The organism is Vibrio sp. SCSIO 43140, assembly GCF_023716585.1.
Classification (GTDB): domain Bacteria; phylum Pseudomonadota; class Gammaproteobacteria; order Enterobacterales; family Vibrionaceae; genus Vibrio; species Vibrio maritimus_B.
On the sequence record NZ_CP071850.1, the window covers coordinates 2,105,403 to 2,128,672 of the forward strand.

Annotated in this window: 23 protein-coding genes; 18 read left to right on the plus strand and 5 right to left on the minus strand. The window is 43.7% G+C overall.

Annotated elements, in window-relative coordinates; translation table 11 throughout:
• Positions 1-102: 102 nt before the first annotated feature.
• Positions 103-2,601, minus strand: coding sequence for an Ig-like domain-containing protein (locus J4N45_RS09880; RefSeq protein ID WP_252011233.1), 2,499 nt, complete (start codon positions 2,599-2,601; stop codon positions 103-105).
• Between the two features lie 437 nt (positions 2,602-3,038).
• On the opposite strand from J4N45_RS09880, the gene J4N45_RS09885 reads away from it, so the two are divergent.
• From J4N45_RS09885 to J4N45_RS09895, 3 genes are all read left to right on the plus strand, one after another.
• Positions 3,039-3,815 (plus strand): hypothetical protein, encoded by a 777-nt coding sequence (locus J4N45_RS09885; RefSeq protein ID WP_252011234.1) that lies wholly within the window; start codon positions 3,039-3,041, stop codon positions 3,813-3,815.
• An 84-nt stretch (positions 3,816-3,899) separates the two neighbouring features.
• On the plus strand, positions 3,900-4,136 hold the full coding sequence (locus J4N45_RS09890) for a hypothetical protein (RefSeq protein ID WP_252011235.1): 237 nt from the start codon (positions 3,900-3,902) through the stop codon (positions 4,134-4,136).
• Positions 4,133-4,687, plus strand: coding sequence for a hypothetical protein (locus tag J4N45_RS09895; RefSeq protein ID WP_252011236.1), 555 nt, complete (start codon positions 4,133-4,135; stop codon positions 4,685-4,687). The genes J4N45_RS09890 and J4N45_RS09895 overlap by 4 nt, the downstream gene beginning before the upstream one ends.
• 132 nt (positions 4,688-4,819) lie before the next feature.
• Here J4N45_RS09895 and J4N45_RS09900 read toward each other — a convergent pair whose 3' ends face one another.
• Positions 4,820-5,707, minus strand: a complete 888-nt coding sequence (locus tag J4N45_RS09900) for a hypothetical protein (protein ID WP_252011237.1) — start codon at positions 5,705-5,707, stop codon at positions 4,820-4,822.
• Between the two features lie 446 nt (positions 5,708-6,153).
• Here J4N45_RS09900 and J4N45_RS09905 point away from each other — a divergent pair, with 446 nt between their 5' ends.
• From J4N45_RS09905 to traN, 10 genes are all read left to right on the plus strand, one after another.
• Positions 6,154-6,387, plus strand: a complete 234-nt coding sequence (locus J4N45_RS09905; RefSeq protein ID WP_252011238.1) for a hypothetical protein — start codon at positions 6,154-6,156, stop codon at positions 6,385-6,387.
• The gene (locus tag J4N45_RS09910) at positions 6,377-6,895 is read left to right on the plus strand and encodes a hypothetical protein (RefSeq protein ID WP_252011239.1); all 519 of its coding nucleotides are present in this window, start codon (positions 6,377-6,379) and stop codon (positions 6,893-6,895) included. The genes J4N45_RS09905 and J4N45_RS09910 overlap by 11 nt, the downstream gene beginning before the upstream one ends.
• Positions 6,896-7,507: 612 nt before the next feature.
• Positions 7,508-7,630, plus strand: coding sequence for a hypothetical protein (locus J4N45_RS27200; RefSeq protein ID WP_286036862.1), 123 nt, complete (start codon positions 7,508-7,510; stop codon positions 7,628-7,630).
• A gap of 205 nt (positions 7,631-7,835) precedes the next feature.
• Entirely contained in the window at positions 7,836-8,000 is a 165-nt protein-coding gene (locus J4N45_RS09915) for a hypothetical protein (protein ID WP_252011240.1), read from the plus strand.
• A gap of 189 nt (positions 8,001-8,189) precedes the next feature.
• Positions 8,190-9,824 (plus strand): hypothetical protein, encoded by a 1,635-nt coding sequence (locus J4N45_RS09920; protein ID WP_252011241.1) that lies wholly within the window; start codon positions 8,190-8,192, stop codon positions 9,822-9,824.
• A gap of 117 nt (positions 9,825-9,941) precedes the next feature.
• Entirely contained in the window at positions 9,942-10,442 is a 501-nt protein-coding gene (locus J4N45_RS09925; RefSeq protein ID WP_252011242.1) for a S26 family signal peptidase, read from the plus strand.
• Entirely contained in the window at positions 10,429-12,015 is a 1,587-nt protein-coding gene (locus tag J4N45_RS09930) for a TrbC family F-type conjugative pilus assembly protein (RefSeq protein ID WP_252011243.1), read from the plus strand. Before J4N45_RS09925 ends, J4N45_RS09930 begins: the two co-directional genes overlap by 14 nt.
• A 10-nt stretch (positions 12,016-12,025) precedes the next feature.
• On the plus strand, positions 12,026-12,259 hold the full coding sequence (locus tag J4N45_RS09935) for a hypothetical protein (RefSeq protein WP_252011244.1): 234 nt from the start codon (positions 12,026-12,028) through the stop codon (positions 12,257-12,259).
• A gap of 4 nt (positions 12,260-12,263) precedes the next feature.
• On the plus strand, positions 12,264-13,328 hold the full coding sequence (locus tag J4N45_RS09940) for a TraU family protein (RefSeq protein ID WP_252011245.1): 1,065 nt from the start codon (positions 12,264-12,266) through the stop codon (positions 13,326-13,328).
• Between the two features lie 162 nt (positions 13,329-13,490).
• Entirely contained in the window at positions 13,491-16,424 is a 2,934-nt protein-coding gene (gene traN, locus J4N45_RS09945; RefSeq protein ID WP_252011246.1) for a conjugal transfer protein TraN, read from the plus strand.
• A 61-nt stretch (positions 16,425-16,485) separates the two neighbouring features.
• Here the strand turns inward: traN and J4N45_RS09950 are convergent, their stop codons facing one another.
• The 3 genes from J4N45_RS09950 to J4N45_RS09960 all read right to left on the minus strand — a co-directional run bounded on the left by J4N45_RS09950 (position 16,486) and on the right by J4N45_RS09960 (position 18,380).
• The gene (locus J4N45_RS09950; RefSeq protein ID WP_252011247.1) at positions 16,486-17,454 is read right to left on the minus strand and encodes a hypothetical protein; all 969 of its coding nucleotides are present in this window, start codon (positions 17,452-17,454) and stop codon (positions 16,486-16,488) included.
• Positions 17,455-17,666: 212 nt separating this feature from the next.
• Positions 17,667-17,996, minus strand: a complete 330-nt coding sequence (locus J4N45_RS09955; protein ID WP_252011248.1) for a hypothetical protein — start codon at positions 17,994-17,996, stop codon at positions 17,667-17,669.
• A 99-nt stretch (positions 17,997-18,095) separates the two neighbouring features.
• A complete protein-coding gene (locus J4N45_RS09960) occupies positions 18,096-18,380 on the minus strand; it encodes a hypothetical protein (RefSeq protein ID WP_252011249.1) in 285 nt (94 codons plus the stop codon).
• A 174-nt stretch (positions 18,381-18,554) separates the two neighbouring features.
• Between J4N45_RS09960 and J4N45_RS09965 the strand changes: the two genes are divergently transcribed.
• The 5 genes from J4N45_RS09965 to J4N45_RS09985 all read left to right on the plus strand — a co-directional run bounded on the left by J4N45_RS09965 (position 18,555) and on the right by J4N45_RS09985 (position 23,247).
• Positions 18,555-20,399, plus strand: a complete 1,845-nt coding sequence (locus tag J4N45_RS09965) for an ATP-dependent helicase (RefSeq protein ID WP_252011250.1) — start codon at positions 18,555-18,557, stop codon at positions 20,397-20,399.
• A 298-nt stretch (positions 20,400-20,697) separates the two neighbouring features.
• Positions 20,698-21,570, plus strand: coding sequence for a single-stranded DNA-binding protein (locus J4N45_RS09970; RefSeq protein WP_252011251.1), 873 nt, complete (start codon positions 20,698-20,700; stop codon positions 21,568-21,570).
• A gap of 22 nt (positions 21,571-21,592) precedes the next feature.
• A complete protein-coding gene (locus J4N45_RS09975; protein ID WP_252011252.1) occupies positions 21,593-21,745 on the plus strand; it encodes a hypothetical protein in 153 nt (50 codons plus the stop codon).
• A gap of 69 nt (positions 21,746-21,814) precedes the next feature.
• A complete protein-coding gene (locus tag J4N45_RS09980) occupies positions 21,815-22,906 on the plus strand; it encodes an AAA family ATPase (RefSeq protein WP_252011253.1) in 1,092 nt (363 codons plus the stop codon).
• A 71-nt stretch (positions 22,907-22,977) separates the two neighbouring features.
• On the plus strand, positions 22,978-23,247 hold the full coding sequence (locus tag J4N45_RS09985; RefSeq protein ID WP_252011254.1) for a hypothetical protein: 270 nt from the start codon (positions 22,978-22,980) through the stop codon (positions 23,245-23,247).
• Positions 23,248-23,270 lie beyond the last annotated feature (23 nt).

The window sequence follows — 23,270 nt, forward strand, 5'->3', positions numbered from 1 at the left end:
TAACTCGATTGTAAAGGAGTTTGTTTTAGAAAATGTCGAATAGAGGCTGAAATTTAGCTGCTTAAGGCGCAATTGCCCTTTGCTGCGTAAACGTTCATGCCTCTATGGCTGCGAATGTAAATGCTCTGACGTCAATTGGTTGATGTTGAAGATGAAATCCGCTGTACCTTCATTGCCGTTGGTAATGGGATAGATCTCTACATAAAGAGGCTCGCCATTTCCAAGGTCGATACCAAACTCCTTCGTCTGTCCGGGCAATATCTCTACCCAGCCAGAGTCACTTTCAATACCAATTGGAAAGCTCGATGCCGCGTTATTGGTCATCTCTGCAGTTTGAACACCTGTGGCTAACATACTGTTCTCAAGGGTTAGAGCTGAGTTGGTATAGATCAAGCCAAGAGGAGAACCATCTGCGATATAAATTGGCGTACTAGGCGTGAAAGGGACGTAATAGAAGGGCTCCATAATGATCAGGTTGTCTGGCTTGTACGAGATGTTGACTGTTTTTGAAGACCGGTTTCCATATTCATCAGCAGCACTAACTTGTATTTGGTAGGTTTCTCCTTCCTCCAATGTAGGGAACAGCTTCGGTAATTCGAGAGTGTAGCTAGTCGAATTGCCTTGTTGGTCAAGTAGTGAGTAACCTAGTTGATATTCGATTTGGTAACGTGAACCAGTAAGAAGGATCTCAATTTCTGAAATTGACGACGGATCCGTTAAGGTGAAAGAAACATTACGTAAATCTGAAACTTCAGACGGGATAGCCCCTCCTTCGTAACCAAACGAGATGACTGGTGCTGTCTTATCACTGTTGTAGTCGAGAGCAAATGTTGTATCTGAAGGACCGTGACGTTCCTCGGCGTAAGCGTATATGCTATATGCCCCTTCAGGTAATTGGGTAAGGTCGTATACGACTTCAAAAGTTCCCGCGTTTTGTGATACTTGTTTCGGTGATAACCCGAGGCTATTGCCATTGATGTCTTGCAATTGGTACTTGGATAGGCCAATTCGTTTTTGATAGCAGTCTTGACAGTCTTGAACGATTCGGACAAACAACTCTTTGGTTTCAGAGTCGAAGGCCGTGTTCTCTATTGATGGATAGTAAAGGTCGTTGTATGAGCCAACAGGGTATGTGGGGTTTGAGACAAGTGATTCTTCGGTGTTTCTTACATTAAAGTAGTCATGGAAATATCGTGCGCTACCTTCCGTCATTTCCCATGGAGTTGCCAATACTGCATCACAATAGGTTTCTCCTACTGGAATAATGCAGCTGACTGACCCACCATGACGTGCAATTTGTTCAAAGTTTCTTGGTTCAACATGCAGTCGAATTTTCTCAATGCTTAATGGCAATTCATGTTTGTATACACGTCGACTCCAGTTACCGAAAGTACCCCAATCGGAATAAAAGTATTGGCCATAGAGAGCTCTAGGAGTGATAGGAGCTTTATCGGAAGGTACTACGGTGTAAAGGCTCGGTCCTGTGACGTTTCGGTAGTGAGCTTGGTTTCGCCAGTGGATTGTAATTGAACCGATAGGACCCGTATCTGTGAAATAGACGTATCCATCATCGCGGTCGGTATAGATGGCCGTTGCTCCTGAAACCATCAAGCCACCTGGATTGTTAAAATTTCCTGAGCTATCCCGATAGTTCCATGCAGCGACTCGGTACAAAATCGTTACAGGATTCTCGTCGACCTCCATAGAGTTTACGTATGGGTCGAAACCGGTTAATCCTGCCATGATGTTCGTACTGCCGGGAACTTTCACACCGTATGCCTCCAAAGTATCTGTACGGACAGAATCCCAATAGACACTTTGGTACGCGGTGTAACTAATGTTTCCTGCATTATCGGTAATTTTCGCTCGAGCTGCGTATGGAACATCACCATTAGACGAAGGAAATATGGAACCGTGGCTGCTCAAGTTCACTTCAGCAGTTTGAAGTGAAACTGAATAGGTCATACCTACACTTTTGTAGAATACAGGATTCCCGCTTGAATCTAAGGTGAAGGACTCAAAGTCTACTGAGCGGATACCCGATGTATCTTCAATATTAGACACTTGGATTAGAGTAGAGGTATATGACCCCATCTGAGCGCTCAAATACCAACTTCCTTGGGGTAATAATGAATTGATATGGCCCCCATACATATACTTGACGCTCAAGTCGTCACCGGACGGTTGTTTGGTATCACGAATAATAGAAGTTGAAGTCGTATCAACGACATCCCCTGACAAGGACAGGGTAGTCGCCTCTATGACATAGGTTCCATCCAGTGGCAAAGGTATTTCTAGATAAGTTCCAAAATATTCATTTCCAAATGGTGAATATGAGTCATTGATGGTAATGACACCACTAGAAGCTGAACCAATGAGAGCACCTTCTTCGAGTACCTTTACTTCGATTTTTCTATCGAGGCCTGCACTGATATGAACGCCTATGGAACTACTGTTGTTTATCAATGTTGCAGTATTGGTACTCGTTGGAATGAGGCGATCGGTATTATTGGTATCAACGAACTCAAACCCTTCAATAGCTGCAAAACTGGTGTTAGTGACTAGTAGAAGGAGTATGGCCAGAAGGGTTTGTAATTTCATAGATATTTCCATCATGTTGATCGTATTGATAAGAAGATATCGGAAGAAAGGTTTGTTTTTGTCGATTAGTGGCGAAAAAAAGACAGGTTAATAAGTAAAGTTGGGAAATGCTGAAGCATAATAGGAAAGTAGTAGTGCTAGGGTGGAAAAGGAAACAGCCCCCCGAAGGGAGCCGTCTACTTGCTCACAGGACCTCTCCCGAGAGACTTCAACCGTAAGGTTGACCGTCACGAAGACCCCTCTCCGCTTGGATTTATTTGGAGGAACTAGAACAAACATAATGTCATCCCGTTCAGTTTCAAATTATACATCAATTGCCTGTTTAATTGAGACAAATTTTTAAAGTTACTCGTTAGTGAGCAAAAATAAGCCCACTAATCGCGATTTACGAAGTGTGGTTTCTTTAGACTTAGGTTTATCAAAAGAGGGAGCAGACAATGAAAATCAAGATCCTTACAGTGGCCGTGGCGAGTGCTTTGATGACAATCGCTGCTCATGCAGCCGATCAAGACGAATACTGTGTCACGACATATAGCATGCCCGGTGAACAGCAACATTACGCCAGTGAAGTACGACAATATGAGCCGATGGTTGTCAATGACTTTAATCGAAAGACATACGAGCTGCCAACCGTTGATGGTGAAGTACATATAAAGCGCGATTCAGATAGATATAAGCTGATGGCGGAGGATTTTGGCAAAGAGTCTTTGTACGTCGTAAGGCACGCAGACATTAACAACAACCGTTTTGCTCACCCCGATATTGCATTTCTTGCACAGACAGCGGATAACCCCTCAGTGGTTGTCGACAAAAACTATGCGATGGTGTTGACCAAAAGTAAAAAACGAAACACGGTCAATATCAAACAAATACCGCTAAACGATCGCGGATACAAAGGTCGCGTGCAGTGGGATGAAATAGAAGCACGGACAGCAATTCTTGGAGAGTTCGTCGAATTCGAATTTGAAACAGCAATTACGGTGAACAATAAACCTTATGCTTTGGTATTTACTAAGGCGAAATCGAAGTATTTCAGTAGCTACGATTATGGTGCGGTTCTCATTGACCTTCAAAATCCTAACCGATATCGATACACAGTCCTTTATAGCGGCCAAAACACTAAACCTCTCAATGGTAACGCAATGTATGTTAACCACTATGACGATACGGTCATGATTAATGTATTCGACCGTATGTTCAAGATAAAAGGATAGACCCTACTCGCAGGATGTGGGGAGTCACCGACTGAGGACTCGTATCATCCAAGGTATCGCATAAGCACGAAATAGGAGATGAGCATGAACAAAGTACTCTCATTGGGTGGGCTTAAGCTACTTGGGATAATCAATATCATCATTGGTAGCATTGGATTGTACTTAGGAAGTGCTAATGGTGATTGGCGCAGTGCATCTGCAGCCATGATTTGTATTGTTATGGGAAGTGCATTCGCTCAAATAAGCAAGACTGCCAATATAAATGGTACCGTCACGATGTCGGTGCATGGCAAGCTTAAAAAGAGCGAATATCGAGCATGAGACTTCTAGAATCGGTGAAGGGCAAGAACCAAACAGGAAACTATAGTGTTTCAGGTGCTTTCTTTTTTACCAGTATGATTTATTTTGTTACCAGTGCTTGTTATCTTGGCTTGGGAACGCTCGCTGTAGTAGATTTCAGTGCGTATAAGCTTGTAAGTTTCACGCTGGTGGGATTGCTGTTTTATGGTTTGACGCGGTTTGTAGAGCACAGGCAATCTTACAATCATCCCCAACGTCAACTGCTTATTTCCGAGTCCGACGTTCACACTGCAATTGCTCATCTTAATACCCTCCCACAGTCATGTATGAATGACATGCCACGAGTTTGGGCTAAGCAGGAGTTTCTTTCGTGGCTTAGGGAGTCTTTGCCAGACTCTCTGCGATTAGGCGATTGTTTCGAAGTCGCGACTGGGGTTTACGCTCATGTGGTAAGAAATGGATACAACTACGCATCGAGTAAAGATCGATATAGTGAAAATGAATACTATTTGATTGTCCTGTCAACTCGGTTTCCAAAGACTGACGGTGGGAAGCTGACGGAAGTGAACTAGAAGTATCTCAACTAATGAAGTCGCTAGCAATTCACTAACTCGTTCAATACTCCTTGATTCAGCGTCTAAATTAGGGCTCGATGAGCCCCAATGAGTGTCGTTTATGAACCTTCCTTTACTTTATCCCGAGAATTATGCTCGGTCTTTAATACTTCTATCCCCTTTTTCCAAGTACATTGAACAGAGATTGATGATTGAGTTGAGCACCGTTTGACTATCCAACCCTGAAAAATTTCGGGTATACACTTCCAAAGCAATTAAGCCAATGTGATTCGCCTGAACAAAATTAATTGGGACAGCACAGAGCGATTTATCCTTTTGTGATAAGGAAACGAACAAATTATTTTTCTGAAATTCCACAGTAAATGATTTAGACGACTTTTCTCCACCCACCCCATGATTGCCAAACTCTATCCTTGGGAAGTACCCCATACAAACACCGATAAAGAGTGGGAGTTCTATATCGGTAAGTTGCAGTGCAATCTTATTACCCCAGTTATAGGTTCGGTCACCCGAGTTGTTACTCTGTGCCGCTTCAAGCCTTATAGTATGGAAAATATTTTCCTCACCATTCTCGTCAACGAGCCCCGCGTCACGAGCTTTCTGCTTTGTGTCGGGTTTAATCTCGAGTGCAGCTCGTCCACCATGAACTTTATACCCATGGGAGTGTATCTTTCTAAAGTCGGTGTTTTGATTATTCTGACTTCCAGTAGGATTAGCGCCTTGCTTCTTGAATGGGTTTTGTTTGGCATTACTCTCCGGTGACGGCTGACTCGAAGTCCCTGAATGACTCTGAACTGAAGGAAAAGGTTTAGAATGCGACGGGCTCGGTGTCATGGAATGATTCTGAGGTGGTTGTTGATGCAATGCATGTCCAGAATTTTGCGATACCGCAGGTTGATTAGGCGCAGGTGTAGGCATGTTATGAACAGTGCTAGATGACTCGTTTGCTGCGTGAGAAGGATGGTTTTGAGGCTTCTGTACAGGTCGCGGTCCCGGTTTAAATGCTTGAGTATTCATGGTAATCACCTGTCGATTTGTGGGGTTAGGTACCCATGTGATACACCAAAAAAATAGGAATTAAGGAACAAAATTACGCTCTTTATTCGCTAAAAAACAAGCACAAAACATGTATATCTAAAGCACGGAGGCTAGAGGTAGATTTAGCCTTGTTGGAGAACGTCAGTTAACTAGGTTAGTGAGGCATGCATGAAACACAACAAAATTGTCATAGCGATGGGTACTCGAAAAAGGCATTCGATACCATTTCTCTGTGCGATTCAGGCTAGTTGGTGGAACCCGCTAAAGAAGTTTAATCAATCGTACTTTGGGGCAGCACGTAGCGGTATGAGCTTTATCATCGATGTAGGTCTTGGTTCATTAAAATTACGTTCAGGTGTTCAAGAAAACCCAAACACGACTGCTAGCTATTTTCCGCGAAGAGGAAATTCCCTGGGGGCGAGACCATGAGAAAATGGATCCTATCGTTCTATCATTCGCTCATCGTCGGTTCAATCCCACTTGCACTAGGTCTTGTGCTAATCCCAGTAAGCCATCTAACTCAACATACCTCGATTGGAATATGTGGTATTGCGTGTATTGCGCTGGGTTTAGCTCAAATGAAAGATCTTCGTAAATATGGGGATGAAGCACCTAAAGCACACGACAATGCTACTCAGGAGAAAAATGATGGGTACTAGAATCGCGAAATCTGATCACTGGAAGATATTTGGCAAGGCGCTTTGCAGAGAGTGGAAGGTGCTCGTTATAGGGACAGCCTCGATACTGGCTTCATGGTTACTGATTGAGGTAGGTGAGAACCCGTTCGGGGAAATCGCATTGTCCGTTACCACCATCGTCATTGGATTGCACCTTATAGTCCTTTTCTTTAATCCCAACGCCGAAGACCTATCTCCAGATACGATGAGGAAGATAGAATTATTTATCGATCACCATTTGTGGAAGGTATGGCTGGTGGTTGGATTTGGATCTGCGCTTGGTGCATTCATTCTCGCGGTGCTCGCTATTGCTAAGCTACTAAGTGAGCCTATAACTCCAACATCACCGATTACATCAGCCCCCTACATTTGCGCGAGCGTTTTCTTTTTTGGAATTTTCTCTACGTTGAAAAATGTTCAGTACGGCAAGCAGATGATGTTGGTTGGATTCTGTGCATTTGTGCTCACGGTTGCGCTTAACCTTTATTAGATAGTTGGGGGGGTACAGACATGAGGAAGGCTTTTATAGGGCTAGGGTTGGTTATCTTTGTTGGTTTTGTGAGCGTTACGCAGGTAGTGGCTCGTGCAGCAACATGGTTAGATAAATTGGCGTGGAAGCAACAGATTTTGGTACTCCTGACTTGTACGCTAATGCTGGCCGTCTTCTCTTTTATTCTATTGATAATCACGAAGCACAGGGAAAGCATGCGTAGGCTTGACGATGAGCGAACTGCAATGAGATCACTAGCAGAGAATATCGTTAGAAGACCAATAGACTGGGATAGTTGAGTAGAACTCTCTTGGCCGTAGAAAACAGGGGGCTAATATGTTCGGATATAAGTACTACTACACCTTTGAAAAGGGTGAGGGAATCGAACTAGAAAAAAATTGGTTCAAATTGACTGTTCCTGCCAGTAGAGGTGACATCGTTACGTTGCTACCCAAATATCAAAAACAACTTCCCGTCTCGCAACAGGTCTTCCATAGGTATGTGGTTACGCGAGTTACACATAATGTCGACTTCGGGGCGTATTTAACGTTACGCAAAGCCACTGATTCAGACTTTGATTGAGAGTCAGGCTTATCAACAGGGAGTGTGGGTATGAGTAATTCCACAGAAGAACAGGCACGTAAAGAAAAGGGTTTTGGATCGCAGGTGTTCGGTGGTGACAGTGATGGCGCCACTGATGTTCTTTCTAATTTCAATAGCAATAATACAAAATGAGATCAGCCTCTGGGCTTTAGGAATTTTACTGTCTACTTCGATATTGATTATGTCGTTGGTTATGCATCTCTCGCAATTTGAAGTAGTTAAAGAATTTCTGTGGCAATACAAGAGAGGTCTTAGCTACATACATGGTCTTTCTAATCGTCGATAGCTAGGGGCATCAGAGCACATCAGACCATAAACAGTAATATAGGAGAACGAAATGGAAACTAATGAGTTGGCAGTTTACGAATCAGAGCTTAAAGCACAAATGGCGGTAGTACGGGAAGCTGTCCGATATGCAAAAGAAGTGGGCTACGAGAAGGCTAGTATTGATGTCTCCTTGCTTGAGTTGCTAATTGAAAATACAACTCTAAAGCTTGATTAGGGGCAGCTAAGTAAAGCGTTTGGATACTATTTTAAGTAGGCGCAGTCACAGTCATGTCCTACGCATAGTTAAGTACTTCAAAACAGATGCGTGATCATTCCATAACGAGAAATTCCCCTCGTTAATCGTAAAAAATTGTAACTAGAGGTGCAAAAATATCTGGGTGTCTCCATTATAAGGGCTATCCAGATGCACCATTTCAATAATCGTCAATATTATCGGTTAAGTGAACACACTGCTCAGTCAGCGCTGGAGTGTTATCTCGAATACCTTGATCATCTCTCCTTATCGGCCGAGAAATCTCAATCGATACCGGCAAGTTTTGTTGTTAAACGAGAGAAACAAGATACTGATCTCTATAAAAGTAAGTCTTTGGTTGAAGACCAAACAGGGAGGTTAGCGACTGAAATACTCGACACTCAGCTAATTCCAGACAGTCAAGATAAACAGAAAGACCTCCAACTCTTTTCAAGACGCTTTATCGTCAATCCCAGTTTGCTCCGCAGCATCGAGAATCTACGTTGTCTCATTCACTCTCTTGACTGTGAGTATTATGAAGTAACTATTTCATTTGACCATTCGTCCAAGGATGAGAACGAACTCAGAAATCTACAAGAATGTCGCAAACTCACGTTGTACGATATTTTCGAACTCCATATCACAATCCAAATTGGTTGCCATAACTGGGGCGCATTGATTGAAAACGAACGAACGGTGCAATTGTCATTGGAGGACAATACCGAAACTTACAATGGACTACGACTGAATTATGAAAAACGTAAGTTTGATCACAATGAGTTAGCCAAGGTATTACCGGACATTGATGCTTTTACCATGACTAACTGTACCAGTGAACGAGAGCCGTATTTGTTCAAAAGCGATTTGAACGAGATGGTGGCTTATGATCCATTTGGTTTTGAGAATGTAATCAGCCATGCATTGGGAACTCAAGAACCCGAATCTTATCAGGTCATTGACTCAATGCTCACTCACTATGCACATCCCAAACACCTTAAACCGATACAACCCTGGGTGATAGGCAGGGTTGAAGATTATCCTAGTCTGGCTGCAATGGATGACGTGGATATCGTTACTTTCACAGACAAAGGTAATGGTTATAGTTTTGATGTCGTATCCCTTTGGCATCAATTAACCCAAAAGCGAACAAGCAATCAGTTTGGAACACAGCCAGACCTACTAGTGGCCATGATGCTAGCAGGCCTTGAGCTCAAAGAAGATTTTCTAGTTAGGTGTAAGTTACCGGCCGTGTTTAGAGACCACCATAATGACAGCCAATTTACCATAAGAACGCTCTTACAAGCCTGTGACAAAATTCAAGATAGACGGATGAGTCACTTTGTGGAGTTGTACCGCGCCAACTATTCAGATCTTGAAATAATCAATAATCCTGCAAAGCCTTTATGGTCAAAGCAGCATTTCGGTAGGGCGGTAATATTCGACACCTCATGCTTGAGCCCCAAAGCAGCGCTGCAAATCACCCTATTTGCAATGATGAGTGCAATAGCCTCTTCTTCGACGGATACCAACTCGCAGCCGAAAATAGTGAGCTTTAACGTGACAGATATTGAACTTGAGCACTCGGGAGAAGTGATAGAGAGTTGTCTTCATCGTTTAAGCGAAGCGTTTATATCTAGTTTTGCTTGTTATGTTCCTAGTGAAAAGCACCAGTTTAGGATGCCGGACTGGATTTATAACAATGCCCATCAATCGTTCGAATGTCATTCAAAGACAATCAAGGCAAACAGTCAACACAATTGGAGACCGGGCAACCTGATGCACTTGGAATCTGTCGGCTTTCAATGAAAAAAACCAGATTACAGATTAGTCGACGAAATTAAGCTCTTTAATCGGCTAAAACCGCTTAATTTTGGGTCACCATTGCATATAACCCTAACTAATCACGGAACGAAGATGTTGAACATGACGAAACGTTACCTGACTGTTGCTATCACAATGCTCATTATGGTGATGCTTTTGCTTGGCTTTAGTCAGCGTTACCAGATCTCAATTACTCAGTCTGCTACCGCTTGTTTGCCAATCACAGCTGCAATGATTGATACACGAAATCACTCACCCAAAAGAGGACACCTAATGTCCTTTTTGATTCGCAAAGCTGAGCCATATTTTGCGGAGGGAACCAATTTCGTCAAGATTGCGGCGGGTATTGCGGGAGATACGGTGACCATTGATGAAGATGGCGTCACGGTAACCAGTCCCGAAGGAGAAGTGATCCGCTACGACACTTCAGCAACTCGCATGTTGGCTTATACAAAGTTGTCCGAAAGCGATATCAAAAGAGAGTTTGTCGTGCCTGAAGGGCAGTATTTCGCACTGGGTACTTTACCTGCATCATTCGATTCACGTTACTGGGGATTAGTGAAGCAAAGTGATGTCATTGGAGTTGGATATGCAATTTTGTAAATCAGTATTGGCTATCAGCCTTTTTTCCATCGCAGCAAGTGTGGCTGCCAATAACGGGCAACTGACACAGGCCGATCTGGATACCGTAGATGATAGCTACGAAATCATTAATCAAGCGCACGATAATGAAGAACTGAAAGCACTGTTAGAACCGCCCCAAGTATCTGAAAAGTTGAACAAAGAGCTTAGCTTGATGAGAGACCATGCGCGGAAACTGAATGGTTCATTGTCTCGCAGTGACATTATCACCTATCCAACCTCATCAGATTCGAACCAAGTCCCGCAAATTAATTTCGAAGCCATGGCTGAAGTATTAAATGCAAATCCGACCGGCTTTGATGCAGATGGTTCATTTGCACTATTGCCAGTGGATGAGTCAGCAGGGGTGGCCAGTAATGGAAACCAACTGCAAAACAAAGACTATGACAATGCTGGTGACCCAATGGTCATGTGGATATTTGTCTCTAGCTCAATGCCTGACCATCAAATGCGAGCTGTTTTGGACGTGGCGTCATTGTGGGGAGCTCGCGTTGTATACCGAGGGCTGCGTCCACAAGACCACTCATTGAATGACATGATACGTGGTGTTTGGAAACTCAAAACCAAACTCGCTGAGACGCAAGATGACATGAAGATGCATGTTGATAATCCAGAGATTATGGAAGAAATCAACAAGGCATCTATCTATATCGATCCAATGGCATTTGACCGATTTGGGATTGATAGAGCGCCGATGATGGTTTACGAGCGCATGCGACCCGATGGTACAAAGCAGATAGGTAAAGTACGCGGGTTGATCAGTGGAGACTTTCTGCAAAGTGAAGTGGAGAAACTTGCTTCAATGCCCAATCACGATGGTGGAGATATCTACTTGGGAGAAATGGGTAATACCTTCGATATCGTAGAAAGAAGCTTGATAGAAGAAGTAAAGGCGAGACTAGAACGTTTAGACATGGAGAGGATGAAGGAGGAAGCCCTAAAACGCTACTGGGTTAAGCGTAGGTTCCATACTTTGCCGCCTACTACGAAAGACCGCGAGTACATCTTCGACCCGTCTGTCGTGGTAACTGATGATGTGGTCGCAACTAATGGTGTCGTATTAGCGAGTAAAGGAGACGTCGTAAACCCTTTGAAACCATTCAAAGGTCACGACATTGTACCGGCTCATATGACGATGTATGTCTTTGACGCTACCGATGAAAATGAAGTCGCATTTGTGAAAAGCATGTCGGTGAATAATTCGAGAGGACTACTGCATCTTCTAGCAACGAAAATTGACCGAAATAGAGGCTTCGACCATCTCAGTGAACTCAACAAACAGTTCACGATTCCTGTCACGTTGTTGACAGAGGACATTATCAATCGATTTGACATCGAGGTGACCCCAACGCGTTTGGTCAGTACGGATGAAGGGATGTTCAAAATTAACGAATACTCGCGTCAATCCGTCGTGCAATACAACATGATAGAAGCTGACAAAGCCCTTGTGACCACGACATCCAAGATTACTGAATCAAAGTTAAATAAGGATTCGAGCAATCAATCACTACCCATGATCAACTTAAACAACTAAGGACGAAACTATGCTCAGTAACCTAATCAAAGTATTTATCGGAGTCGCTATAGGCGTTTGGTTAGCAGACTCGTATCCGCAAATAGCTGAATCTGTTCGTGGCATTACCAATAGCACGCTGGATGCTGCTCAAAACGTTATGAATGAGAATCCCCAACTAGCAGAGTCGGTCCAAACCATTTCAAGGCAGGGGATGGATGCTGCAGAAGTGGTAATGGATAGAGTCAACGAAAGCAGAGAGTAAGGTTATGTGGAAGCGTATCAAAGTATGCTTGGTAGCCGGCCTGATAGCGCTTTCTAGTGTTCAGCCAGTACAAGCGAATGAGATGGCTGGGGATCTATGTCCTAATGCCAATATTCTCTCATCCATCATTGACGGGATTTGTTGGAGTTGTCTGTTGCCAATTCGGCTTGCTGGCGTTGGCGGTACCGATGTACCGAACGGAGCTTCTTCGCCTTCTCCATTTTGTGCCTGCATGGATGATTGGGGTATACCTGAAATTGGCATGCCTTTGGGTTTTTACCAGCCTAATCGCATCGTGTCTTTTAGTCCTACACCGTACTGCATGCCTTCCTTTGGAACACGACTTTCTGACGACAACACTCGTGCAGGTCAGGGACGAACAGAAACAGCACTAGATGACACTGAGACTTCGTTCTTTCATTATAAGTATTGGGTCTTCCCAGTCATGCAGATGATAGAAATGTTTGCCAATGCAGATTGTACCTATGATCCAATGACTACCCTTGATTTGGCATACTTTTCGGAAGCAGACCCGCTGTACCAATCGGATATGCTTGCTTTTGTATTAGCGCCGGAAACCGCCATATTTGCTAACCCTATTGCGACCTCTATCTGTACTGCTGATTGTGCGACCATCATGGCCGGAGGGTCGGTAGAAGCGAACTATTTCTGCGCTGGTTGTGCAGGGAACATGTACCCGCTAACAGGTAACAATCAATACTCAGATGACCCAATTCGCGGTACTGACCTCTTAACGACTCGATTGCTTGCAGGTCTTCATAGGAAAGGGCAAGCGTTAAAAACCATGGGCAATCATATGACATCGGGGTCGTGTGAACCTGAGTATTCCCCAATGATTCCGAAACCACAGTACCGTGCGTCGATGCTCTATCCTGTGCGTGAGTCGAGTTCAACACCGCCATTTCATGGTAACAACGTACCTGCTGCTGGTGGATGTTGCCATAAATTGGGTGATAGCACCCTGAAATGGGGTAATGCTAGGTTGATCCCCGGAAGGGAAGCGTTTGTTTACTTGATGTATTCGTGGAACGATTGCTGTTTAAGGTAGCTTTGCGCTCATTACCACCTAAGTCAGCCCCAGAGTCCTGTACCTGGGGCTGATTCGATCTGAAAGCTTGCCCCCTTAATGGCTGAAAAAAAGCCCTCTAATCGCCTAAAACATCTGACAATTTTTATACGCTGTCTAAGTAATCCATATTAGGTGGCGGTCATGTTCAAAAAAATACTCACTCACTTTTCATTACTCGCGTTTTTTACGCAGTTGTTTCACATCTCATACATAGGGGTGTTGTATGCGGCAACGGCTCCCGTGGTTTATGCGCAGAACATGACACTGGATGAGATGTTTAACGGTTACAATACGCCTTCAATGGGGGGAGACAATTCGAATGTTGGTGGCGTAACGTTTGCCGATGGTGAGCTGTTTGGACGCGGTTACACTGATGCCAAAAACGAAGGTCATTTTGATGCCGACCAAGCGTATCAGAACGAAAGTCGTTTGAGACAATCTGCTGACGGTCTATCGACAAGAATAGGAAACAATGTTGTAGGTAACGAGACGGACTATGATGCTGCTGCCTATAATACCTTGAAAGAGAACTATCAAAATAACTTCACCAAACTTGAGTCAGACGACACCATCATGACCGATGCTGACCAAATTCTCTCGGATTTGGCTGACGACCTCACGGACCCTGATTCCGATTTTTTCTCAGAATGCACCACGGTGACCAACACCTACACAGAGTCGCGAGAATACATCGGGAAAGTCCAATACGAATGCCAAGAACCTGACCGAACAAACTTAAGCAGCTGTGAAATCAATCGTTTTGTGGATTACCCAATCTTAAAAACAGGTGGAACAGGCAGTATTGAATTTGTCGATGATTATACGTTCAGACTGACAATTGGTAATCCCGGAGAGGCACTGACGGGATATTGTAGAGAATATAATCGCTCCGTGCAGATCAAACTGCGAGATGATCTAGAAATTGAGTCGGCAAGATTACTTAAGGCGCAATTTGACGACCATATTCAGGTGTACCTCAATGACACTGAGATTATGGAATTTGCGTGGGGAAGATGGAATGGAGGTTTCCCATACACGGATCTGAACCCAAGGCCAGATGGAACTTGGAGTGGATGTGAAAAGAGCACCATATGGCAAATTTGTGATGGTTGTCGACATGGTTCTTTCCCAAATGGTGGGGATGTAACTGCATTATTTAACGAAGCTCGATCAACAGGTAATGGCTTCATTAACTTCAGAAACCGTGTTGCTGCTCATGATATTGGTTACTCATATTCCCAAATTGAAATCAAAACGCGTACCCGTGCAGCACCTAAAGAGTACATAGAGCAAAAACCGGCAGGGTGTGCGACTCACCTTGGTTATGAACAACCTAGAAGTACCTGTGACACTTACGGAACCCCAGGCACTCCAAATTTCATTGATCCTCAGTGTGATGCCGACTACACCTTTGGCGGCAACGGGACGCAATCTGCTATGTGTACGTTTGATGGATGGCGCTGCGTGGAGTACCAAGACTCTCCACCGACCTATCAACATGCGGTTAGTAGTCTTCCAATTACATTGGGTGGCGTTACTTCTAATGGTAAAGAGTGCTCCAAGGTCAACGCGGAGAATTACGAATGTAACCCACTACCCGGACAAGAAATTTGTGGGATGTTGAACTGGCCAGAGAGCCAAGAAAGGACATGTGGCACATTCGCTGAAATGAACGACCGAATACCGGATAGGTGCGCACCATATCGCGAGAGCGGTGATTGTTCGCTGATATCATCTTCGCCGTCATTCCAAGACCCTGTAACGGGACGTTCCTACGTAACCAACTCAGTCTATGAATGTAACACGTATACTGATGCCAGTTATGAATATACCGTTGAGGAAGAGACGTGTTCGGGAGAGATGAAATGTGTTGCGGGAGACTGTGATTATTCAACATTAGAGAGCAACGGGGACTTTGGTGAAGCCATGGCCGTGTTCAAAATGCTTGAAGACTTTAAGCAAAACATGGAGTGTGATAACCCCGACGATATTAGCACTTGTAAAGTATTTAATGGTGAAGCGTCATACTGCGGCGTGGAGAAGACCGGCCTTGGCTTTAACTGTTGTTCATTGACGGCGGGTCAAGTGAATAAGTTCGACTACATCAAAGGCATCATGGATCAGTATTCTATGGAGAATGCGATACAGCAAATTGCGATGGCGGCAGAAGGCGGGTTCACCTATGGCTCTTGGGCGACTCACTTCCCAACGCCTGTTAACGACACGGTATCATACGTCACCGATGCGGTAAGTTCTGGATGGGATGCCATTGTACGTAACGTTACAGGTGAAACGGTAGAAGGGGTAGCGACAGAGGCCACGAGCGAAGCTGTTTTTTCTGGAATACAACAGCAAATCATGCAACAAATCCAAAACATACTGCCCGATGCTTTGAACAAGATTTTGTTCACAGAGACCACCACAAGTACTGGTGCAACGGTGATCACGATGAACCCTGCTATTACAGGTGCCATGTCCACGATCATGGCGTTGTATGCTGCCTACCAGTTAGTAAAACTTGCAGCAATGATGGTGTCAGAGTGTGATGACAAAGAGTCTGGAATGGGTATAAAACTCGATATGGGTCAGTGTATCTATTCGAATACGTCTTGCCATGTTGATACCTTATTCGGCTGTTGGATTGAAAGAAGACATTATTGTTGTTATCCAAGCCCACTTGGACGCATTATTATGGAGCAAGCCGCACCGATTCTGGGTATTAGCTTGGATCCAAGAAATGGTAATTGTTCAGGCATGACGTTTGACCAAATCAGCACGTTAGATTGGGAGAATGACATTGACCTTTCAGAGTGGGAAGCTCTCATCATGGCCTCGGGGTTACCTGTTACTCATAATGAACTCGATATCGACACACTGTCTAGTCAGCCATGGATGCCTAACAATGACCATGCTCTCAATCCAGTTGACCTAAACAAAGAACGATTTGATTCAACAAATGCGAGTGACACATTCAAAGAAAATCACGATTCTGCGTTGCCAGATAACGTCGATTGTTCGGTGTATCCACGACCGCCAGTCTGTGACTCACCACTATCGATTCTAAGTCCAGAGTAACCGAGGAGACAATTAAAAAGCCCCGCAAAATAGCGGGGCTTTTAGTAAGTGAAAGGCAATGTTATTGCTTGGCTAAAATGCTTTCATAACTCTTAACCAATTGTTCGTGATAATCAGCGAGAGGCATAGATTGTGGAACCTCGTTATCCGGTTTCACAAACAGATAGGCAGTATCGTTATCACGTACCATTGAAATCATGTTCAAGTGCATACCTTCGGCTATGAACTGCTTACGCGGCATACTCAAGAACGTAGCTGGTGGTAAGGTAATGCTTGGGCTTGTATACAAGCCATCTGGATTGACGAACTTACCTTTTACTTTCTTCGAGAACAGGCGGTCAGCAATATGACTTGAGTCATAGAAGTAACGCACCGCGACTACATTACCACTTGGCATTTTACTACGAAGATCGTCATCAAACTTCATCGTATCGATTGGTTCAGACACGCTTCTTACAATCACATTCGTACCAACTAAGAACTCATCGCGATTGAAAAAGACTTCACTCAACGAGTCTTCACGGTCTGAAAGCTTGTAACCATCGACGCATTGATAAGCTCCACCGTTGTACTGTGATTCAGTAAATTTATCGGCTTCGGTCAATGGTGCTTTAGAAAATGCTTGTAGCGTTTGTAAGTCATTGGGCATAGTTTTAGCCATATTTTCAATGACTAACTCACAGACTTGATACTTATCTTTGCCTTTAACTTCATTGGCATCAAGGTACATGACGTAGTTTTCATACTCCCATCCAAACGTAGAGTCAGCCATCAAAGCGATAGCAAAACCAGTTTGAGCAGAACCGAGCGATAAGCCCATTAAAGTTGAGCCCACGTAACCGGTTAAACCTACGTCACCAACTTCGTCTTTCGGCACCGTTTTGTCACGGAAAATGCCATAAGCGCCAGCGGAGGTAACGATTTGTAGTGCCTCACTGGAGTCTTCTTTCTCCGCGATGTTGGGTCCTGATGCGCAAGCAGTCAATAAAGATGCTGCGGTAAGTAATGCAATTGTTTTAAAGTTTTTCATAATCTACGTCCTAGCTGTTTATATGAGCGTTGTTACAGTTAGTTATACATTAGCTGGAGCAGAATTGAAAAATTGCACGGTCAAAAACGGGGGGAAAAGGGGGGGAACATCAAAGAATTAGAATTGGTGAGAGATATTGTGAAAAGAGAGGAGGGGCATTTGGCCCCATAAGGCAACATATCGAGATAGTTTTGAAAATGTATCTATTCCAGTCAATCAATGACTTTAATGACTTCTACACGTTCAACCTCAGCCCGAGCTAGCGAGAGAATATTGACCTCATGCCTTGTCCCGTCTTGAAGATATACAATGATGTTCGAGAGCACTCCGCTATCTCTAGGGGTTACGAAAAAGCTATTTGCAGTAAGGCCCTTTGACGTAATGAGTGACGGTGTGTATGTCCATTTTTCAATATCAGAGTCGAAGCAATACTCGGCCGTTATATCCATTGGGAGATAGTTAATTGAACCAGATGGTTCAGTACATTTAGCGCTTACCTGGGCGGCAAGCAATGCAGATGCAACTATGAGTGCCTTTTTCATGTTTTATTCCTAATACATTCAATTCAGTTGGAATCAACTTTCATTTACTTAGCTATTTAGCTGTTTATATGAGCGTTGTTACAGGCGGAACATTATTCATCACTCCTCAAACCTGCGGTTTATTCGGTCGATCAGTTCATCACCTGCTTCGAGATCTGGGTTCAAAGATGCGAAGAGATCGATTGTCCAATACATAGACAAGATTATAGGTACAACTAAGATCAAAACCCCTACAGGAAACGATTCTGATTCATTGACCCAAATTAGGTAGATGGCAGTAGCCAATAGCGCCAACGTGATGAAAAGTGCTATTGGAAACCATTTCTTAGCTTTCGCCTCGCTCTTAAGTCTTACTTCTCTCAACTTCGCTTTATCTAACGCCATGTGGACTCCATTTCAAAGAGAATGTCATTGTTGTTTAGGCCATTTATACACCCAATAAGATTGGGATTTAGGGATTAGCGGCATAAATTTCGCTCTCTAATAACCACTATTTACTTAATTAACCGTTACATTGGTGTAAATAACTGAAATCGAAATCAATCAGGTACACCATTAATGCTCAATTCAGACCAGAAACTTGCCGTCAATGCGGATGGCCACACCATGGTAGTAGCCATTCCGGGCTCTGGAAAAACAGAGGTGTCCGTCCGTTACGCTGAACGTATTTTGACCATTAGTCCAACCGACGCTATCGCAATGCTCACATTTACTGATGCAGCGGCGAAAAACATGAAACGAAGACTGGAGGGGTCGTTAAACAAGTCGCAATCTGTACGTGCATTTCCAAGTACATTTCATTCGGCTGCGGTTCAAATGTGGCGTCAGCTGAATAGCTACAAGCGAATTGTGATGGGTGGACATCTGAACATTTATGTTGAGCGCTCGATGCGTTCATGCAGCAGCGCCATGGATTTCGACCAAGCATTTGCCACCATCGATAAGATGGGGCAGGAGCTTAAACTCGATCGGTCCAAATACAACACAATGGAACTGAAGCTTTTCCACACCTATCAAAGCATCATGAAAAAGGAAAAGCGAATAGATCTAAATCAAATATCTCGCGACGTTATTTTAGGTATACGTGATGGTTCGATACGTCCACTAAGTGAAACCATGGGTGTAACACACATTGTCGCCGATGAGTTTCAAGATAGTGATGATCTTCAATATCTGTTTTTGTTGGAACATGCAAAACGTGGGGTCAATATCTTCGTTGTTGGTGATGATGATCAGAGTATCTATGGTTTTCGAAATGCCAACGGCGTGAACAACTTTCGCAACCTACAGGCAGAGTTAGCTGCTAAGGCTTATAGCTTGAAAACCTGCTATCGATGTCCACCAGCCATTCTTGAAGTGGCCAATAATCTTATTGAACACAATGAGGAACGCATCCCCAAACAGTTGAAATCCCATTTGGAGACTGGAGGTAAGGTTGACTGCAAAGGCTATCTAGACGAAGACGATCAGGTAGAGAAGGTCGTTGAGAAGATACTGGTGGACCCCAAAGGATGGGCAGTTCTAGCTCGAACGAACAAAGAAATAGACACCGTTGAAATTGAGCTAACAAAGCACAAACTTAAGATAAAACGTCTCGGTGGCAAAAGCTTTTTTGATGCGCCAGATGTGATAGCGTACATCAAATTGATGTGGATGTTTTGTCACCGAAACAGTAGATATCTTGCTGACTTTATGGGCTACATGCATGAGTCAGAATTATCCATCGACGTAGCAAAAGACATGATTGAAAGTGGGATAAGTTTTGACAACATTATTACGTCCCTAAAGCAATCAGGAGGCCTTGGTATCCACTCCCATTCTGCGCTGCAACACTACTTCCATGAAGACTTGCCCAATGGACAGGATAAAAAGCAAACTGCTCACTATCAACGTCAAATTATATCGATGATTATGGCGCAGAGGCTCATGAGCAGTCCTGGTGCAATAGGGGCTATGGCAGACATCATCACTCGAACTGCCGAAGGCCTTAACAGTTTCAAAGCAGCGATAGATCAGTTTCATGACCGGATAGCAGGTTTTACCTCCAAAAAAGACCAGAAGATTTCCGATGATGAAGTGGTAATAGCAACACTGCATGGTTCGAAAGGGTTGGAGTTCAAAAACGTTGCAATACTCAGCTGTCAAGATGAGCGGATACCGCAACCAGATAAAGATGGTTTAGGGTTGCCTCACTGGGAAGAAGAACGTCGCTTGTTTTATGTTGGCATTACGCGAGCGGAAGAGTACCTGCATCTTGCCTTTTTCAAAAAGAAGATAGGGTTCTTACAGGAAGCAATGCGAGATCGTGCGGATGCAGCCTTAGCCGATTTAGAAAGTGCAAGTGCTCACAAAGAAGTCGACCATGAAGCTGAACTAGCGGCATTACGTGAAGCGAGAAAGTAAAAAATGTCGTTGCACGCTGAAATGAGAAAAAAACGCCCACTAATCGAGAATATGGTCAGAAAAACGTGTTTAACTGAAGTTGATTACCCCGAGAAACTTTTTTCACTTTTTTAAAGTGATGTTGTTTCTCTCCTAAGTTGGAGAGCTTACAGAAATTCTCCCATATCTTTTGATATGCCCCTATTGTCAATAATCGTTGACAACAACCTACCCACCTGTGGGCTACTTTAGATACCCCACACTGTGGGATTAATCTATCTGTAGTTCCGCATTTATATCTTTAATTGAGGAACATACTATGAAACATTTCCGTTCAAACACTGGTCTTATGGCTGTAATCGTAACTGGCTCACAAGTAAATAATGGTAATACCACTATTTGGGCTGACCAAATTACATCTTGGCTAGACAACAGCAATAACGAACAAACACGAACTAATCAGATCATGTTATTCGTTAATAGCGACTATCAACCGAACGTAGGTCAAGGCCTACTAGTAAAAGTCGCTTATAAAACCATGAAACAGCAAGGCCAAAATAACTCTCAGTACACCGTGTCGTATTACGACCTTATCGATGTTCTAGGTGTTATTGACCCTAATTCTATCCAAGCGGCTGGCGCTCCAAGCTTAGCTCTATTTACTCTTGGTGGTAACATCGGCTCAATCGAGCAGAAAAATGCCAATGGCAATACTTGGTACAACGCCACCGTCGCTCTGACTCGTAGCTTCAAAGATGAAAATCAGAATTGGCAGGATGAGACCCATTGGGCTCGTATTTCTATCAGTCAAAAGACTTTCGAAATGAACTGCAAACAGGGTTTAGACAAGGGTGATAGCGTAATGCTTGAATGTGAACTTTCTACCAATACTTACAACGACAATCACGGAAACAGTGTCCAAGGGCATGAGTTCCGTGTTAATCGCGTGTTAGGCATTGTGAAAAAGTACGAATTTGAAATGCTTAAACAAGCAAATCAATCCGCACCTCAAGCTGCTAACAATGGTCAACCAAATGCACCTCAAAATGGTTTCCGACCAACCCCAGCTCAGAACTCTGGCCATAACAACAATGGCAATCAGAATGCTTCGAGTAATCAAAATCCAAATCCGCAGGGATTCCGACCACAACAAGGTCCGGCATTCCGTCAGCGTGGATTCAACCAACAATAACTTAACTCCTCTGGAGGCTGTTATGCATTATCCAAAATCGGTGACAGCCGCCCGTAAAAGACGCGCCCAGCGTCTTTTACGTAAGGCAGAAATCACCAACGATACAAAACTAATGGTCAAAGCCAAGCAGTTAATGGACGATGCCAATAAGGCATTTTTCGCTAAATGTGCTTGATCTCAATACCTAACCCCCGAGCAATTCTGCTCACAATTTACTTAATTGAATTTCCTTGGAGGAATTACTATGTCTAACCAAGCAACTGCGCCTGTTGAAACGATTAATACTCAAACGTCTGAAACTAATGTCGAACAAATCGACTACTCGGAAATGGTGAGTGTTAAAATGTGTGACGTATTTAAACCTTTCGTACCACCTTCGGTACAAGCGGTTATTCAAATACCTAAACACCGTCACCCAGATGTACCAAAAGAAGTCCACGGTTACATTCCTGATCAAGCTTTGCTTAAACAGGCCGTGTCTTGGTTTTGCTCGCCTCGCCGTCCTAACTTCTTTCATGGAGTTGGTCCAACAGGTTCAGGCAAAACAGATTTCTACCTTTGGTTATGCTCTCGCCTTCGCTGGCCTTTGAACTTAGTGTCTGTTAACCCGACGCTTCGTCCAGAGAAAATGCAAGGCCGCTGGGTCTTAAAAAATGGTGAAACTACCTATGTGTATGGTCCCATTGCTGACGCGATGAAACACGGGAAATGCGTTCTGTTGGATGAGTGTGATAAAGGATCGCTCGATTTTATAGCGAAACTTCACCTACCTTCAGAAATGACTAAACCGTGGCTTATTGAAGATACTGGAGAAACCATTTACCCACACCCTAACTTCCGATTCGTCACACTCGGAAATACTTCGGGTGAAGGTGATATTTCAGGGCTTTACCCTTCATCTCGTCGATGGGATACGGCATTTCGTAACCGCTCATTCGTGGTTGATTTTCCGTACTTACCGGAAGCAATTGAAGAAAAAGTTGTCCTTGGTAAATTCCCATATCTGAAAAACCATAAACGATTAGTGAAAAAGTTGCTTCAGTTTGCTAATAGCATGCGTGATGCAATGCTTGGACCTGACCGTAAACGTACTACAAAAGCTGGGATCGCAACTGCGTTCTCTACTCGTGTACTACTCAACTGGTGCTACTACATCGAAATTAACGGTGAACAAGCGCCATTGCGTGCATCTTTTGATAATGTTTTCTGGAATGGGTGTGACACTCGTGACAAAGAAGATATTGAGAAGATTATCGACCAAGTGTTCAAAGACAAGGATGGCCACATTCTTGACAAAGGTTACACATGGCTTCGAGATAAAAACGCAAAAAAGTAACCAGCAGTGATAACTCTGAAGACGTTCCGTTTGAAGATAGAGATTGGCCCAAGTCTGAACTTGGTACCATTATGCTTTCAACATTGGACTTCGACATGTATCACTGTAAACAAGGTTCTTCAGATAAAGTCTGGGGCATTTATGCTAGTGGGGATGACACATATGCCGTGTACGGACCACGTTCAGCGAAAAAGCTAAACTTTTATCGTAAGAACCATGCCAACCCTCAACAGGCGTTTAAATACGTCGTTGATACCACACGCAAAAAAGAAGCTAAAGGCTATACGTTTACATGTAAGCGAGTCTTTAAAGAGTCAGAATTAAGCTTTAGTCAGCCTTAACTTCTTAACCCACCTAACCCTAT

Bases quoted from the DNA above. Each gene is read 5' to 3' on its own strand.
- J4N45_RS09880 (WP_252011233.1), bottom strand. From the start codon at position 2,601: ATGAAATTACAAACCCTTCTGGCCATACTCCTTCTACTAGTCACTAAC.
- J4N45_RS09885 (WP_252011234.1), top strand. From the start codon at position 3,039: ATGAAAATCAAGATCCTTACAGTGGCCGTGGCGAGTGCTTTGATGACA.
- J4N45_RS09890 (WP_252011235.1), top strand. From the start codon at position 3,900: ATGAACAAAGTACTCTCATTGGGTGGGCTTAAGCTACTTGGGATAATC.
- J4N45_RS09895 (WP_252011236.1), top strand. From the start codon at position 4,133: ATGAGACTTCTAGAATCGGTGAAGGGCAAGAACCAAACAGGAAACTAT.
- J4N45_RS09900 (WP_252011237.1), bottom strand. From the start codon at position 5,707: ATGAATACTCAAGCATTTAAACCGGGACCGCGACCTGTACAGAAGCCT.
- J4N45_RS09905 (WP_252011238.1), top strand. From the start codon at position 6,154: ATGAGAAAATGGATCCTATCGTTCTATCATTCGCTCATCGTCGGTTCA.
- J4N45_RS09910 (WP_252011239.1), top strand. From the start codon at position 6,377: ATGGGTACTAGAATCGCGAAATCTGATCACTGGAAGATATTTGGCAAG.
- J4N45_RS27200 (WP_286036862.1), top strand. From the start codon at position 7,508: ATGAGTAATTCCACAGAAGAACAGGCACGTAAAGAAAAGGGTTTTGGA.
- J4N45_RS09915 (WP_252011240.1), top strand. From the start codon at position 7,836: ATGGAAACTAATGAGTTGGCAGTTTACGAATCAGAGCTTAAAGCACAA.
- J4N45_RS09920 (WP_252011241.1), top strand. From the start codon at position 8,190: ATGCACCATTTCAATAATCGTCAATATTATCGGTTAAGTGAACACACT.
- J4N45_RS09925 (WP_252011242.1), top strand. From the start codon at position 9,942: ATGACGAAACGTTACCTGACTGTTGCTATCACAATGCTCATTATGGTG.
- J4N45_RS09930 (WP_252011243.1), top strand. From the start codon at position 10,429: ATGCAATTTTGTAAATCAGTATTGGCTATCAGCCTTTTTTCCATCGCA.
- J4N45_RS09935 (WP_252011244.1), top strand. From the start codon at position 12,026: ATGCTCAGTAACCTAATCAAAGTATTTATCGGAGTCGCTATAGGCGTT.
- J4N45_RS09940 (WP_252011245.1), top strand. From the start codon at position 12,264: ATGTGGAAGCGTATCAAAGTATGCTTGGTAGCCGGCCTGATAGCGCTT.
- traN (WP_252011246.1), top strand. From the start codon at position 13,491: ATGTTCAAAAAAATACTCACTCACTTTTCATTACTCGCGTTTTTTACG.
- J4N45_RS09950 (WP_252011247.1), bottom strand. From the start codon at position 17,454: ATGAAAAACTTTAAAACAATTGCATTACTTACCGCAGCATCTTTATTG.
- J4N45_RS09955 (WP_252011248.1), bottom strand. From the start codon at position 17,996: ATGAAAAAGGCACTCATAGTTGCATCTGCATTGCTTGCCGCCCAGGTA.
- J4N45_RS09960 (WP_252011249.1), bottom strand. From the start codon at position 18,380: ATGGCGTTAGATAAAGCGAAGTTGAGAGAAGTAAGACTTAAGAGCGAG.
- J4N45_RS09965 (WP_252011250.1), top strand. From the start codon at position 18,555: ATGCTCAATTCAGACCAGAAACTTGCCGTCAATGCGGATGGCCACACC.
- J4N45_RS09970 (WP_252011251.1), top strand. From the start codon at position 20,698: ATGAAACATTTCCGTTCAAACACTGGTCTTATGGCTGTAATCGTAACT.
- J4N45_RS09975 (WP_252011252.1), top strand. From the start codon at position 21,593: ATGCATTATCCAAAATCGGTGACAGCCGCCCGTAAAAGACGCGCCCAG.
- J4N45_RS09980 (WP_252011253.1), top strand. From the start codon at position 21,815: ATGTCTAACCAAGCAACTGCGCCTGTTGAAACGATTAATACTCAAACG.
- J4N45_RS09985 (WP_252011254.1), top strand. From the start codon at position 22,978: ATGCTTTCAACATTGGACTTCGACATGTATCACTGTAAACAAGGTTCT.